Annotated in this window: 11 protein-coding genes; 7 read left to right on the forward strand and 4 right to left on the reverse strand. The window is 72.4% G+C overall.

The window, feature by feature from the left end; all coding sequences use genetic code 11:
* Nucleotides 1-2: 2 nt before the first annotated feature.
* From ACZ4UV_RS05665 to ACZ4UV_RS05690, 6 genes are all read left to right on the forward strand, one after another.
* Nucleotides 3-1,043, forward strand: a complete 1,041-nt coding sequence (locus ACZ4UV_RS05665; RefSeq protein WP_451018373.1) for a glutamate ABC transporter substrate-binding protein — start codon at nt 3-5, stop codon at nt 1,041-1,043.
* Between the two features lie 47 nt (nt 1,044-1,090).
* Nucleotides 1,091-2,416 carry a hypothetical protein gene (locus tag ACZ4UV_RS05670; RefSeq protein ID WP_351502369.1) on the forward strand — a complete coding sequence of 442 codons (1,326 nt, stop codon included), beginning with the start codon at nt 1,091-1,093 and terminating at the stop codon, nt 2,414-2,416.
* Nucleotides 2,417-2,418: 2 nt separating this feature from the next.
* On the forward strand, nt 2,419-4,926 hold the full coding sequence (locus tag ACZ4UV_RS05675; protein ID WP_451018360.1) for a serine/threonine-protein kinase: 2,508 nt from the start codon (nt 2,419-2,421) through the stop codon (nt 4,924-4,926).
* A 3-nt stretch (nt 4,927-4,929) separates the two neighbouring features.
* A complete protein-coding gene (locus ACZ4UV_RS05680; RefSeq protein WP_467835930.1) occupies nt 4,930-6,327 on the forward strand; it encodes a PP2C family serine/threonine-protein phosphatase in 1,398 nt (465 codons plus the stop codon).
* A 150-nt stretch (nt 6,328-6,477) separates the two neighbouring features.
* Nucleotides 6,478-7,818 (forward strand): vWA domain-containing protein, encoded by a 1,341-nt coding sequence (locus tag ACZ4UV_RS05685; protein ID WP_467835932.1) that lies wholly within the window; start codon nt 6,478-6,480, stop codon nt 7,816-7,818.
* Nucleotides 7,819-7,886: 68 nt separating this feature from the next.
* On the forward strand, nt 7,887-9,587 hold the full coding sequence (locus ACZ4UV_RS05690; RefSeq protein WP_467835934.1) for an FHA domain-containing protein: 1,701 nt from the start codon (nt 7,887-7,889) through the stop codon (nt 9,585-9,587).
* A 97-nt stretch (nt 9,588-9,684) separates the two neighbouring features.
* Here ACZ4UV_RS05690 and ACZ4UV_RS05695 read toward each other — a convergent pair whose 3' ends face one another.
* The gene (locus ACZ4UV_RS05695) at nt 9,685-10,656 is read right to left on the reverse strand and encodes a methyltransferase domain-containing protein (protein ID WP_451018364.1); all 972 of its coding nucleotides are present in this window, start codon (nt 10,654-10,656) and stop codon (nt 9,685-9,687) included.
* A 79-nt stretch (nt 10,657-10,735) separates the two neighbouring features.
* Here ACZ4UV_RS05695 and ACZ4UV_RS05700 point away from each other — a divergent pair, with 79 nt between their 5' ends.
* Nucleotides 10,736-11,140: a globin gene (locus ACZ4UV_RS05700; protein WP_451018365.1), complete on the forward strand. Its 405-nt coding sequence runs from the start codon at nt 10,736-10,738 to the stop codon at nt 11,138-11,140.
* A 15-nt stretch (nt 11,141-11,155) separates the two neighbouring features.
* On the opposite strand, the gene ACZ4UV_RS05705 is transcribed toward ACZ4UV_RS05700, so the two are convergent.
* Genes ACZ4UV_RS05705 through ettA form a run of 3 tightly spaced genes read right to left on the reverse strand, consistent with a single transcriptional unit; the run spans nt 11,156 to nt 13,923 of the window.
* Nucleotides 11,156-11,842, reverse strand: a complete 687-nt coding sequence (locus ACZ4UV_RS05705; protein WP_451018366.1) for a DUF8185 domain-containing protein — start codon at nt 11,840-11,842, stop codon at nt 11,156-11,158.
* Nucleotides 11,839-12,252: an acyl-CoA thioesterase gene (locus ACZ4UV_RS05710; RefSeq protein WP_351700066.1), complete on the reverse strand. Its 414-nt coding sequence runs from the start codon at nt 12,250-12,252 to the stop codon at nt 11,839-11,841. The genes ACZ4UV_RS05705 and ACZ4UV_RS05710 overlap by 4 nt, the downstream gene beginning before the upstream one ends.
* A 6-nt stretch (nt 12,253-12,258) precedes the next feature.
* Nucleotides 12,259-13,923: an energy-dependent translational throttle protein EttA gene (ettA, locus tag ACZ4UV_RS05715; protein ID WP_451018367.1), complete on the reverse strand. Its 1,665-nt coding sequence runs from the start codon at nt 13,921-13,923 to the stop codon at nt 12,259-12,261.
* Nucleotides 13,924-14,184: the final 261 nt, after the last annotated feature.

Raw genomic sequence — 14,184 nt, forward strand, 5'->3', positions numbered from 1 at the left:
CGATGTTCGTGCGGCGGATGAGGGCCTCCCTGCGCGGCTGGGGCGGAGTGGGCGCGATGGCGGTCGGCTGCGCCCTGGCGCTGGCGTTCGTCCTGCTGCTGCCGCTCACCCAGTCCCACGGTGCGGGCGGCCAGGGCGAGGGGCTCGGCGGTCCGGGACTGGCGACCGGCAGCCCGGCGAAGGCCGACGACTGCGTGGACTCCGAGGCACAGAACGAGACCTGGTCGCCGTCGGGCGCGGACGGGTCCACCATCGACGCCATCAAGGCCCGTACCGGCGCCAAGCGGAAGCTGATCGTCGGCGTCGACCAGAACAGCTACCGCTGGGGCTACCGCAACCCGAACAACTCGGACGCGGAGCTGGAGGGTTTCGACATCGACCTGGTGCACCGGATCGCCCAGGACATCCTCGGTGACCCGAACGCCGTGCAGTTCAAGGCGATTCCGACGAGCCAGCGGATACCGGCGATCCAGGACGGCCGCGTCGACATGGTGGTGCGCACGATGACCATCAACTGCGACCGCCTGAAGGACGTCGCGTTCTCCGCGCCGTACTTCAAGACCGGTCAGCAGGTTCTCGCCCCCAAGTCGTCGCCGATCACGGGGTACAACGACACGCTGGCGCACAAGAGGATCTGCACGGCGGCCGGTTCGACGGCGTACACCAAGCTGGCCGCCGACCGGAAGTCCGGCAAGCTGGTCTCCTCGGCGGACATCTCCACCACCGTCCCCAACCAGCTCGACTGCCTGGTGCGGCTGCAGCTCGGTGAGGTCGACGCGGTGGTCACCGACGGCGCGCTGGCCGCCAGCCAGGCCGCACAGGACCCGACGGTCGAGCTCAAGGGTGCCGCCTTCACGACCGAGTACTACGGGGTGGCGATGAAGAAGGACGCGACCGATCTGGTCCGCCGGGTCAACCAGATCCTGGTGGAGTACCGGTCCGACGGCTGGCAGGCGTCGTACGACAAGTGGTTGTCGGCGACACTGGGAGCGGACTCGGCGGCGTCGAAGCCACCCGCGCCGCAGTACCTGCGCACCAGCTGACCCGCATCCGCGAGGCCCAGCCCCGACGAGCAAGCGAGAGGTGATCGATGGGCGTCACGGACCCCGCCGGGCCGGTGATGGACCGGGACGAGGTGGACCGTGCGCTGGCGCGGCTCGGCGCGGAGCACGAGGCGATCGAGACCTCACTGCTCGCCCTGCAGGACCACGCGGGCCGCAGGCTCCTCGAAGGCGCCGAACTGACCGGGACGACCCGGGAGCGGTGGACGGCCGCCGACGCCTCGATCACCCTGCTGTGGGCCTATTTCGACGCCTACACGGACGCGTTGCGCTCCGCCCGGGAGATCAGGGCCCGGCGCCGCTGGTCCAGCCGTGAGGACCTGGTGGAGCTGACCGAGCTGCTGCGCGGCGAGTCCGTGACGGTGGCGGGCAGCGCGACCGCGACGGCGAACGCGCCCACCCTGCTGTCCGCGGCCGGCCGGCTCAGCGAGCGCTTCTCGCTGACCGGTCTGGTCGACCGGATGAACGAGCTGTACGCGACCTCGCTGGACATGGTCGTCACCGCCGACGCGGTGTGGTCGGCGCTGCCCGCGCGGATCGATTTACTCGCCGCCGAGCTGCAGCGCACCCGCAAGCTGGCGCACTCCGTCGGCGTGCGCCCCGGCGAGCACCCGGCGGGCGACGACCTGGAGCGGATCACCCGCACGCTGACGAAGCTCCGCGAGGACGTGGTCTCCGATCCGCTGGCGTTCTGGGTGCCGGCGCCGGGGAGTTCGGCGCCCGGCGGCGGCCGGCCCGACACCACGGTGTACGACCGGGAGGCGCGGGCACTGGAGGAGGTGCGGCGGGAGATCGACGCCGTGCTGACGGTACGGCAGGACGCCGAGGCCCGGCTGATCAAGCTGCGGGACGTGCTGTCCCGCGCGGACCGCACCCTCGCGGAGGCGCGCACGGCGCGCGGTGAGGTGCTGGCGAAGATCGCGGCGACCGAGGTGCCAGTGGTCAGCGGCCCGCCGACCGTGCTGCAGGAGCAGCTGGCGACGGCCGCCGAGTACCGCAGAGGGGCCCAGTGGCACCGCCTGTCGCCGCTGCTGGAGTCCCTGGAGCAGAAGGCGGAGGACGAACTGCTGCGGGCCCGTGAGTCGTTGACGGCGGTCACCGCTCCGCTCGCGGTCCGCGCGGAGCTGCGCGGCCGGCTGGACGCGTACAAGGCGAAGGTGGCCCGACACGGGCTGGCGGAGGACCCGTTCCTGGTCGAGCGGTACGACGCGGCCCGGCGGATGCTGTGGAGCGCGCCCTGCGATCTGAGGGTCGCGGAGCAGGCGGTGCTGCGCTACCAGCAGTCGGTGGCCGAGGCGCTGGGGGCGCCGCGGGTGCCGCAGCAGAGCGGGCCCGAGGACCGGAGGGGGGAGTAGTCGTGAGTCAGGCGGGAGAGAGCTGCCAGCGGCCGGGCTGCGAGGGGTCGTACGAGGACGTCGGCGGCGGTGAGCTGTACTGCGACACCTGCGGTCTGGCGCCGGTCGTCTCGGCGAAGGGGATGGTCGGCTCGCCGCCCACCGGGATCACGGCCGGCGGCAAGGGCTCGGCGGGCAGCGGGAGTTCGGGGTCCAGCAGCCGGAGCAGTTCGCGTACGTCGTCGCAGTCGTCGAAGTCCCGGCGCTCGGTCTCCGGGCGGCTGTCGCGGTCCCTGTCGGGGAAGTCGACGGGCCGTTCGGTGTCGGTGCGCAGCTCCGGTTCCTCGGCGAGCACGTCCGGGCGCAGCCGGCTGGGAGCCGGTCTGGTCACGGTGCCGCAGGTGCCGAAGCCGGACCCGCGCGAGATGGTCCTGGAGAACCCCGAGGTGCCGGAGCGCAAGCGGTTCTGCTCGCGGGCGGACTGCGGGGCGCCGGTCGGGCGGGCCCGCGGGGAGCGGCCGGGCCGGACCGAGGGCTTCTGCACCAAGTGCGGCAACCCGTATTCGTTCGTGCCCAAGCTCAAGGGCGGCGACGTGGTGCACGGCCAGTACGAGGTCGTGGGCTGTCTCGCGCACGGCGGCCTGGGCTGGATCTACCTCGCGGTGGACCGGGCCGTCTCCGACCGCTGGGTGGTCCTCAAGGGCCTGCTGGACACCGGTGACCAGGACGCGATGGCCGCGGCCATCTCCGAGCGGCGGTTCCTCGCGGAGATCGAGCACGCCAACATCGTGCGGATCTACAACTTCGTCGAGCACCTCGACCAGCGCACCGGCTCCCTCGACGGCTACATCGTCATGGAGTACGTCGGCGGCAAGTCCCTCAAGGAGATCGCCAACGGCCGCCGTACCCCGGAGGGCCGCCGCGACCCGCTCCCGGTGGAGCAGGCGTGTGCTTATGGCATCGAGGCCCTGGAGGCCCTGGGCCACCTGCACAGCCGCAACCTCCTGTACTGCGACTTCAAGGTCGACAACGCCATCCAGACCGAGGACCAGCTCAAGCTGATCGACATGGGCGCGGTGCGCCGGATGGACGACGAGGAGTCGGCCATCTACGGCACGGTCGGCTACCAGGCACCCGAGGTCGCCGAGGTCGGCCCGTCCGTCGCCTCCGACCTGTACACGGTGGGCCGGACCCTCGCGGTCCTCACCTTCGACTTCCAGGGCTACACGACCGTCTTCGTGGACTCGCTGCCCGACCCGGACAACATCGAGGTGTTCCGGCAGTACGAGTCGTTCTACCGGCTGCTGGTCCGGGCCACCGACCCCGACCCGGCGCGCCGGTTCGCCTCCGCGCAGGAGATGGCGGAGCAGCTGACCGGTGTGCTGCGCGAGGTCGTCTCGGTGCAGACCGGCACGGCCCGGCCCGCGCTGTCGACGCTGTTCGGGCCCGAGGTGAAGGTCACGGACACCGAGCTGTTCCCGAAGCTGGACGGGGACGTGTCCCGGCTGGGCGCGCGGACGGTGGCCTCCCGGACGCTCGCTTTGGAGCCGTCGGGAGGGGCTGCGGCCCCCGCCGACCCCGCCCTCGTCAGGCCCATCGCCACCCCGGCCGCCGCGCTGGCCCTGCCGGTCCCGCTGGTCGACCAGAGCGACCCGAACGCCGGTTTCCTGGCCGGCCTGTCGACCTCGCTGGTGGGCGAGGTCAGCCTGCTCAGCGCGCTGGCCGCGGCCCCGACGCAGACGGTGGAGACCGAGCTGCGGCAGGTCCGCGCGCGGCTGGAGAACGGCGACTTCGAGGCCGCGCAGGTGAGCCTCGGCCGGCTGGAGGACGAGCGGCCCGACGACTGGCGGGTGGTCTGGTGCCGGGGCGTGGCCGGCCTGGTCACGGGCGACTTCGAGGGCGCGGCGCTCGCCTTCGACGCGATCTACGACGCCTTCCCCGGCGAGACCGCGCCCAAGCTGGCGCTCGGCCTGTGCGCGGAGGTGCTCGGCCAGCTGGACAACGCGGCCGAGTACTACCGGCTGGTGTGGGCGACCGACCCGGGCTTCGTCAGCGCCGCGTTCGGCCTGGGCCGGGTGCAGCTGGCGGCCGGGGACCGGCGGGGTGCCGTACGGACGCTGGAGTCGGTGCCGGAGGCCTCGATCCACTACACGGCGGCCCGGGTGGCGGCCGTACGGGCGCGGCTGCGGCACCGGACCGCGGCGGCCGACGACACGCCGTTCCTGGACGACCTGACGGCCGCCGCCGGGCAGATCGAGGCGCTGGACGCGTACGGTCTGGATCCGGCCCGGCGCGAGCAGTTGTCGGCGGAAGTCCTCGGCTGCGCGCTGGACTGGATACTCTCCGGGGGCCAGGACTCCCAGCCCACTGTCGGCGGCCGGGTGCTGCTGGGCAGCGGTCTGGACGAGCGGGGCCTCCGCTTCGGCCTGGAACGCTCGTACCGCACGCTGGCCAGACTGGCGACCGGCGGTGAGGAGAGGATCGACCTGGTGGAACGGGCCAACCGTTACCGCCCCCGGACGTGGGTGTAGTTGATGTCGCAGATGCCCCAGCAGGCAGCACCGGCGAAGTGCCCGAGCTGCGCGGAGCCGCTCGAATCGGGTGACCTGTTCTGCGGTGCGTGCGGGTACGACCTGTCGGCCGTGCCCGCCGCGCCGCAGGACCACCCGACCCTCACCATGGGCGCCGCCGGTGTGGGATCCTCGGGCGTGGACTGGCCCCCGCCCGAGCCGGAGAGCTCCGGTACGCCCGCGGCACCGCATCTGCCGACCGACCTGCCCGGCACCGACTCGGGCGGCACGTCGCTGCCGGTGTCGCCGCCCCCGCACGGCTCGCCGGCCTCCCCGCCGCCGCACGGCTCGCCCCCGCACGGTTCGCCGGTGTCGCCGGCCTCCGGGGTGCGGTTCGACCGGCCGCCGGAGCCGGACGAGTACCCGCTGCAGGCGCCGGACCCGCGGGTGGCCGCCTCCGCCGCCGAGACGGCCGAATCGGCCGGGACGGCCGACACCACCGAGCTGCCGAAGGTCTGCGTGGCCTGCCGCGCGGGCCGGGTCGACGACGACGGCTACTGCGAGAACTGCGGGCACGCCCAGCCGCGCGAGCGCGACCACATGGAGCAGGAGTCGGGGCCGGTGGCCGCGGTCAGCGACCGCGGCCTGCGCCACCACCGCAACGAGGACGCGTTCGCCGTCGGCCACACCGCGCTGCCCGACGGCACCCCGGCCGCGCTGGCGGTCGTCTGCGACGGCGTCTCCTCGGCGACCCGTCCCGACGAGGCCTCGATGGCCGCCTCCCGGGCCGCCATCGAGGCGCTGCTGGCCGCGCTGCCGCAGGGCACCCATCCGCAGGCCGCGCTGCACGACGCGATCGTCGCGGCCTCCCAGGCCGTCAACGCCCTCGCGGAGGAGCCCCCCTCGGCCCGTGAGCACGCCCCGCACCAGAACGCCCCGGCGTGCACGATCGTCGCCTCGATCGTGGCCTCGGGCCTGCTGGTGGTCGGCTGGGTCGGCGACAGCCGCGTCTACTGGGTGCCGGTGGACCGCGGCGCCCCGGCCGCCCGGCTCACCGAGGACGACTCCTGGGCCGCCCAGATGGTCGCCGCGGGCCTGATGAGCGAGGCGGAGGCGTACGCCGACGAGCGCGCCCACGCGATCACCGGCTGGCTCGGCGCGGATGCCTACGAGGTGGAGCCGCACACCGCTTCCTTCAAGCCGGACCGGCCCGGTGTGGTGGTGGTGTGCACCGACGGCCTGTGGAACTACGCGGAGACGGCCGAGGAGATGGCCGAGATCGTCCCCGCCGACGCGGACGTACGGCCGCTGCACGCGGCCCGGGTGCTGGTCGGCCACGCCCTGGACGGCGGGGGCCACGACAACGTAACAGTGGCGCTGCTCCCGTTCCCGGAACCGCCCCAGGGGGCAGGATCCGCCTGAGGCCGCCGCAAACGGCCGCAAACGGGAGCGAGACGCACCGGGAAAGAGGCGTACGGCGGAAGACGTACGGGGAAGCAGCGGCGGACCGGAGGGGACCGGTCCGCACACCGTCAGCACCCACGTGTGGGGTGGAGGGGGACCAGAGCAGTCATGGCCAATTTCTCGAAGTCGAGTGTGCCGCAGTTCTCGGTGGACGTGTACCAGAACGAGTACCTGCCGGAGGGCGGCCGCGAGGTCAACGCGATCGTCACGGTGACGGCGACCGGCGGCGGCACCGTCGGGACCGCGGTCGGGGCGTCGTACGCCCCTGGGCAGGGGCCCGCCGCCGGGGTCGCGATCATGGTCGACTGCTCGGGGTCGATGGACTACCCGCCCACCAAGATGCGCAACGCCCGGGACGCCACCGCGGCCGCGATCGACACCCTGCGCGACGGCACCCACTTCGCGGTGATCGGCGGCACGCACGTGGCCAAGGAGGTCTACCCGGGCGGCGGCCGGCTCGCGGTGGCCGACCGTACCTCGCGCGAGCAGGCCAAGCAGGCGCTGCGCAGGCTCAGCGCGGGCGGCGGGACGGCGATCGGCACCTGGCTCCGGCTCGCCGACCGGCTCCTGTCCTCCGCGGACGTCACCATCCGGCACGGCATCCTGCTCACCGACGGCCGCAACGAGCACGAGTCACCGGAGGACCTCAAGGCCGCCCTGGACTCCTGTGCCGGGCGGTTCACCTGTGACGCGCGCGGTGTCGGTACCGACTGGGAAGTGAAAGAAGTCACAGGGATCGCCTCCGCGCTCCTCGGCACCGCCGACATAGTCGCCGACCCCACGGGCCTGGCCGCCGACTTCACGCAGATGATGGAGACGGCGATGGGCAAGGAGGTCGCCGACGTCGCGCTGCGGCTGTGGACCCCGGTCGGCACGACCATCAGGTTCGTCAAGCAAGTGGCGCCCACGGTGGAGCAGTTGACCGACCGCCGCACCGAGGCCGGGCCGCGGGCCGGGGACTACCCCACCGGCTCGTGGGGCGACGAGTCCCGTGACTACCACGTCTGCGTGGAGGTCCCGACAGCCGGCCTCGGCCAGGAAATGCTCGCCGCGCGCGTGTCGTTGGTCGTCCCGCAGCCCGACGGCAGCGTCCAGAACCTGGGCGCACAAGGCCTGATCAGGGCGGTATGGACGGACGACATGGTCGCCTCGACCTCCATCAACCCCCAAGTCGCCCACTACACCGGCCAGGCCGAACTGGCACAAGCCATCCAACAGGGGCTGGACCTCCGCAAAGCGGGCGATATGGACGGGGCAACGGCCAAACTGGGTCGGGCCGTTCAGTTGGCAAGCGCTTCCGGGAACGCGGATACTGCGAAACTGCTTGCGAAGGTGGTGGACGTGGTCGATGCCACGACAGGTACTGTGCGACTGAAGGCGAAGGTCGAGGAGGCCGACGAGATGACTCTCGAGACAAGGTCCACAAAGACTGTTCGTGTAAAGAAGTGACCTGACAGTCCACACGCAGGACCACCCAGACAGGCTCAGGACGATCCTGACAGAGAGGGAAGCCCGCCATGCCGACCTGCCCGAACGGACACCAGTCGGGTTCCGACGACTGGTGCGAGGTGTGCGGTCACCGCATGGCCGGTGCCGTACCTCCTCCGCCCCCGCCGACCGCCGGCGGCTACGGCTTCCCGCCGCCGGCGCCCGGCGCCCCGGCCGGTGGTCCCATGGGCGGCGGCCGCCATCTGTCCGCCGTGCCGAACTCGCCCGAGCCCGAGCTCTGCCCGCAGTGCCGTACGCCCCGTGAGGGCGGTGCGCCGTTCTGCGAGGAGTGCCGCTGGAACTTCCTGACCAACACGGCCACCTCGTACACCCCGGCCGCCCCGCGCCCGCCTGCGGGCGGCGGTCCGGCCGCGCCGAACTTCCGGCCGCCGGCCCCGCCGTCGTACGGCGGCGGCGACTCGTTCGAGTACCAGGGCTCGCGCCCCTCACAGGTGAACCGTCCGGCCGAGCCGATCCCGTCCTTCGGCAGCGAGCCCTCGGGCCCGACGCCGTTCGCGGGCGAGCGCGGCGGCCCGTCCGCCTTCGGCGCCGACCGCGGCCCCTCGGCACCGCCGTCGGGTCCGTCGGGTCCCCCGGCGTTCGGGGGCGGCGACCGAGGCCAGTCCGGCCCGCCCGCGTTCGGCGGCGGCGACCGAGGCCAGTCGGGTCCCCCGGCGTTCGGCGGCGGCGACCGAGGCCAGTCGGGTCCCCCGGCGTTCGGCGGCGGCGACCGAGGCCAGTCCGGCCCGTCGGGTTTCGGTGGTGACGACCGTGGCCAGTCCGGTCCCCCGGCGTTCGGCGGCGGCGACCGAGGCCAGTCCGGCCCGCCCGCGTTCGGCGGCGGCGACCGAGGCCAGTCCGCTCCCCCGCCCTACGGCGGCGAACGCGGTCCCTCTTCTCCGCCGCCCCCGCAGTTCGGCGGCGGCCCGGGCCAGAACGCCGGCGGCGCGTCCGCCTTCGGTGCTCCTCCCGGCGCCGGTCAGGCCTCCGGCCCGTACACCCGCGATCCCGCCGGCGGACCCTTCGGTGGCTCGGACCCGTCCCGGCCGCCGGGCGGCCCCGGTGCGACCACCGGCGGCGCTCCCGGCGCCTTCCAGCAGTCGGCCCCGCCCGCCCCGCCCGGCTTCCCGCAGGAGACCAGGCAGCCGGCCGGCGGCCCGTCCTTCGGCGGCGGTGACGACGACTGGGTGATCTCCCCGCCCGGACCGGCCGGCGGTCCTGCCGGCCCCGGCGCGCCCGCCCGTCCCGGCGGCTACGGCTACCCGCAGCCCGGCGCCACCCAGGCCCCACCCGGCCCCGGCTTCCCGCAGGCCCCGCAGGCTCCGGCGACCTGGACGGCGACGATCGGTCCGGACCGCGAGTACTTCATGGCGATGATGCAGCGCTCGGGCCCGGAGGCGGCCGGTCTCAACCTGCCCGCGTACTCCCCCGAGCAGCAGCGCACGCTCACCGGCAACCAGGTCACCATCGGCCGCCGTCGGCACTCCACCGGCGACACCCCCGACATCGACCTGTCGGTACCGCCGGAGGACCCGGGCGTCTCGCACCAGCACGCGGTCCTGGTCCAGCAGCCGGACGGCAGCTGGGCGGTCGTCGACCAGAACTCGACGAACGGCACCACGGTGAACGGCGGCGAGGAGCCCATCCAGCCCTTCGTCCCGGTACCGCTGCAGGACGGGGACCGGGTACACGTGGGGGCGTGGACAACGATCACTGTCAGGCGGGGCTAGGGATCCCTGCCCAGGGGCGCTGGGGGTACCCCCGGCCGAAGGCTGGGGGAGGAAGTGCGCGACCGGCCCCCACCGGCCCGCAGCCGAAGTACTGCACTCAGACCGGGAGCGGCCAGACGAACGGCCCCTCCCGGTCGTCCAGCCACGCCCACTCCCTGTCCTTCTCGACGCACACCCCGTACCGCTCGCGCCCGGGCCTTCCCTCCCCCACCCACACCTCATACGCCTCCCGCGGACTGAGCACTCCCTGGGTCAGCTCGACCAGGAACTGGAACAGCTCGTCCTCGAGAGCCTGGGACGGCACCCCGGCCGTATCCCCCACCCCCGCCCTCGCCACGCCCCGCAACGGCACGAAGAACGCCGCCGACGGCAGAAACCTCCCCTCCGCGCCCCCTCCCCGCACGGTCAGCGCCAGCAACCCGGTGGCCACCGGCGTGAGGATCCGCGCCCCCTCCGCGCACTGTTCGACCCACGCCCGCGGCACACCCGGCAGCGCACAGGTCCCGATGATCCGGTCGTACGGCGCCCGCTCCGGCACCCCCCGTGCCCCGTCCCCCGTGACGACGGCCGGCCGGTACCCGGCCGCGGCCAGATGACGCCGCGCGGACTCGGTGATCTCCGGATCCACGTCGACGGTCGTGACGAGACCGTCGTCGCCCATCCGGTGCGCCAGCAGCGCCGCGTTGTACCCGGTCCCCGCGCCGATCTCCAGGACCCGGTCGCCGTCCGTGACCTCCAGCGCGACCAGCATCCGCGCCATCAGCGAGGGCTGGCTGCTGGAGGAGAGCAGTTCGCCGTCGCGCAGCCGGGTGGCCAGCGGTACGTCCTCGTAGGCGCCGCGCACCCACCGCTCCCGGGCCGCCGGATCCGGGCTCTCGCCCCACCGGCGCTCGTAGCCGCGCGTCCCGGCGACGTAGTAGTAGGGCACGAACAGATGCCGGGGCACCGCCGCGAAGGCCTCCCGCCACACCGGGTCCCCGGCCCAGACCCCCTCCGCGTCGATCTCCCGCACCAGCCCGGCCCGCGCCACGGCGGCCGGCCCCTCGGTCTGCGAGTCGTAGGCGCCCATGCGTCCACCCTAGATCCGCGCCCCCGCTCCCGGTCCTAAGCCTTGAGTCCTCGGTCACCCCGTCTGAGACCATGTACGGGTGAGAGAGATTCGGCGCGGCACGCTTCAGGAGAAGACCTTCTACGAGCAGGTCGGCGGGGAGGAGACGTTCCGTCGGCTGGTCCACCGTTTCTACGAGGGCGTCGCCGAGGACGAGCTCCTGCGGCCGATGTACCCGGAGGAGGACCTGGGCCCGGCCGAGGAGCGGCTCACGCTGTTCCTGATCCAGTACTGGGGCGGCCCGACGACGTACAGCGACAACCGCGGCCATCCGCGGCTGCGGATGCGGCACGCCCCGTTCACCGTGGACCGGGCGGCGCACGACGCCTGGCTGCGGCACATGCGGGTGGCGGTGGACGAGCTCGGCCTCTCCGAGGAGCACCGGGATCAGCTCTGGAACTACCTCACCTACGCGGCCGCCTCGATGGTCAACACCCCCGACTGAGCGGCCGCGCGGCCTTCAGCGGACGCTGACGCCCAGCGCCCCGAGCCCGGCCCGCCGTACGGCGATCGACCCGTACGGCGTCCGCAGTCGCAGCCACGCTCCCGAGGACAGCAGCACGACATCGTCGGCCATGTCGGTCGCGGCGGCCGGCCGCAGGAAGCCGAGCGACTGGGCGGCGTGCACGGCCCGTACCGGGAGCGGGGTACCGCCCACGGTCCGGGACCAGATGTCCCGCCCGATCCGGTCGAGTTCGGCCCGGGTACGGCCGTCCGGTGCCAACTCCTGCGTACGGGACCGGAATTCACGTACCGCGGCGGCCACCGTGGCGCGCAGCGCCTGCGGCGCGGGGAGCCCGGGCTCCGGCTGCCAGCCGCCCCTCGGCGGCAGCACCCCGGCCCACGGCGGGCCGGTGACCGCCCCCGGCACGGTGGCGGTGGCGGCCGGCTCGTCGACCGACTCCAGCAGCTCCCCCGCCGACACGGTCACGTCGAGGGTGACGTCGAGTCCGTCCTCGTACGGCTTGGCGAGCCGCACCGCGCGGATCGCCAGCACCTCGAAGGACGGCGGGCGCCCGAAGACGGCGAGCGCGGTGCCGGCCGCCTGCAGCCGCACCGCGGCCGAGCGGTCGTAGTGGAGCAGCCGGGAGAGGAAGGCGGCGAGATCCGCCGTCTCCCCGTCGTCGGCCAGGTGGAGCACCGTCATGCGGCGACGGCCTCCTCCTTGTCGTCGTCGCGGTACTCCTCCAGGAAGTCCCGCTCCTCGGCGGTGATCCGGCGCGGCCGTCCGGCGTCGAAGTCGAACGGCACGACGACCGTCGAGGCCCGTACGTAGACCAGGTCGTCGTCCTTCACCTCGTAGGTGATGGTGAAGGACGCGGCCCTGATCTCGGTGATCCACAGCTCGATGTCGACCGGGTGGTGCCGGTGGACGAGCTGCCGCTTGTAGTCGATCTCGTGGCGCGCCACCACCGACCCCTGCTTGAACTCCTTGTCCGGGCGGAACAGGAAGTCGATCCGGGCCTCCTCCAGGTAGCGGATGAAGACCGCGTTGTTGACATGGCCGTACGCGTCCATGTCGGACCAGCGCAGGGGGCAGCGGTAGAGATGACGCAAGTTCGATCAGCCCCGGGTCAGCTTCTTGTAGGTGGCACGGTGCGGACGCGCGGCGTCCGGTCCCAGCCGCTCGATCTTGTTCTTCTCGTACGACTCGAAGTTGCCCTCGAACCAGAACCACTTGGACTCGCCCTCGTAGGCGAGGATGTGCGTCGCGACCCGGTCCAGGAACCAGCGGTCGTGGGAGACGACGACGGCGCAGCCGGGGAACTCCAGCAGCGCGTTCTCCAGGCTGGAGAGGGTCTCGACGTCCAGGTCGTTGGTGGGCTCGTCGAGGAGCAGCAGGTTGCCGCCCTGCTTGAGGGTGAGCGCGAGGTTGAGGCGGTTGCGCTCACCGCCGGAGAGGATGCCGGCGGGCTTCTGCTGGTCCGGCCCCTTGAACCCGAAGGCGGACACGTACGCGCGGCTCGGCATCTCGACCTGACCGACGTTGATGTAGTCGAGCCCGTCGGACACGACCTCCCACAGCGTCTTCTTGGGGTCGATGTTGGCGCGGCCCTGGTCGACGTACGAGATCTTGACGGTCTCGCCGACCTTGATGTCACCGGAGTCCGGGGTCTCCAGGCCCTGGATCATCTTGAAGAGGGTGGTCTTGCCGGCACCGTTCGGACCGATGACGCCGACGATCCCGTTGCGCGGCAGCGTGAAGCTGAGCCCGTCGACGAGGACCTTCTCACCGAAGGCCTTGTTCAGCTTGTCGACCTCGACGACGACGTTGCCGAGCCGCGGGCCCGGCGGGATCTGGATCTCCTCGAAGTCCAGCTTCCGCATCTTGTCGGCCTCGGCGGCCATCTCCTCGTACCGCGCGAGACGGGCCTTGGACTTGGCCTGCCGCCCCTTCGCGTTCGACCGCACCCACTCCAGCTCTTCCTTGAGCCGCTTCTGCCGCTTGGCGTCCTTCTGGCCCTCGACCTTGAGACGGGTGGCCTTGGTCTCCAGGTAGGTGGAGTAGTTGCCCTCGTAGGGGTAGGCACGCCCGCGGTCGAGCTCCAGGATCCACTCGGCGACGTTGTCGAGGAAGTACCGGTCGTGGGTGATGGCCACCACGGTGCCGGCGTACTTGGCGAGGTGCTGCTCCAGCCAGTTCACCGACTCGGCGTCGAGGTGGTTGGTGGGCTCGTCGAGGAGCAGCAGGTCGGGGGCCTCCAGCAGCAGCTTGCAGAGCGCGACGCGCCGCTTCTCACCACCGGAGAGCGTGGTGACGGGCCAGTCGCCCGGGGGGCACCCGAGCGCATCCATGGCCTGCTCCAGCTGGGCGTCCAGGTCCCAGGCGTTGGAGTGGTCCAGGTCCTCCTGCAGCTTGCCCATCTCGTCGAGCAGCGCGTCCGAGTAGTCGGTGGCCATCAGCTCGGCGATCTCGTTGAACCGGTCGAGCTTGCCCTTGATCTCGGCGACGCCCTCCTGGACGTTCTCCAGGACGGTCTTGTCCTCGGTGAGCGTGGGCTCCTGCATGAGGATGCCGACGCTGTAACCGGGCGAGATGAAGGCGTCACCGTTGGACGGCTGCTCCAGTCCCGCCATGATCTTCAGCACGGTCGACTTACCGGCACCGTTCGGACCGACGACGCCGATCTTGGCCCCCGGCAGGAAGTTCAGGGTGACGTCATCGAGAATCACCTTGTCGCCGTGCGCCTTGCGCGTCTTGCGCATGGTGTAAATGAACTCAGCCAAGAGAAACCGTCCGGCAGCTTGAAATCTGGCAGTGGGCAGATACACCCCATCTTGCCGTACGGCCAGCCCTGTGCGGAAACTCGTTGGGGCGGGGAGCTGTGACCTGGGGGTTCGTGGTTGGGTGCGGTGGGCTTGTTCGGGGGCGGGGCGGGGATCGTAGATAGGGGCCGTGATCGAAGATGCATCGCCTGACGGGTTAGACCGGTCGGCCACCAGACGGAGGCATGCCGCGCCGAAGAAGGCCGGGGGCGGCGGTCTGCT

This window comes from Streptomyces sp. NPDC028289, from assembly GCF_055565975.1.

What these genes read in the sequence shown, in the direction of transcription:
- ACZ4UV_RS05665 (WP_451018373.1), top strand. Translation starts at nt 3, where the DNA reads ATGTTCGTGCGGCGGATGAGGGCCTCCCTGCGCGGCTGGGGCGGAGTG.
- ACZ4UV_RS05670 (WP_351502369.1), top strand. Translation starts at nt 1,091, where the DNA reads ATGGGCGTCACGGACCCCGCCGGGCCGGTGATGGACCGGGACGAGGTG.
- ACZ4UV_RS05680 (WP_467835930.1), top strand. Translation starts at nt 4,930, where the DNA reads ATGTCGCAGATGCCCCAGCAGGCAGCACCGGCGAAGTGCCCGAGCTGC.
- ACZ4UV_RS05685 (WP_467835932.1), top strand. Translation starts at nt 6,478, where the DNA reads ATGGCCAATTTCTCGAAGTCGAGTGTGCCGCAGTTCTCGGTGGACGTG.
- ACZ4UV_RS05690 (WP_467835934.1), top strand. Translation starts at nt 7,887, where the DNA reads ATGCCGACCTGCCCGAACGGACACCAGTCGGGTTCCGACGACTGGTGC.
- ACZ4UV_RS05695 (WP_451018364.1), bottom strand. Translation starts at nt 10,656, where the DNA reads ATGGGCGCCTACGACTCGCAGACCGAGGGGCCGGCCGCCGTGGCGCGG.
- ACZ4UV_RS05705 (WP_451018366.1), bottom strand. Translation starts at nt 11,842, where the DNA reads ATGACGGTGCTCCACCTGGCCGACGACGGGGAGACGGCGGATCTCGCC.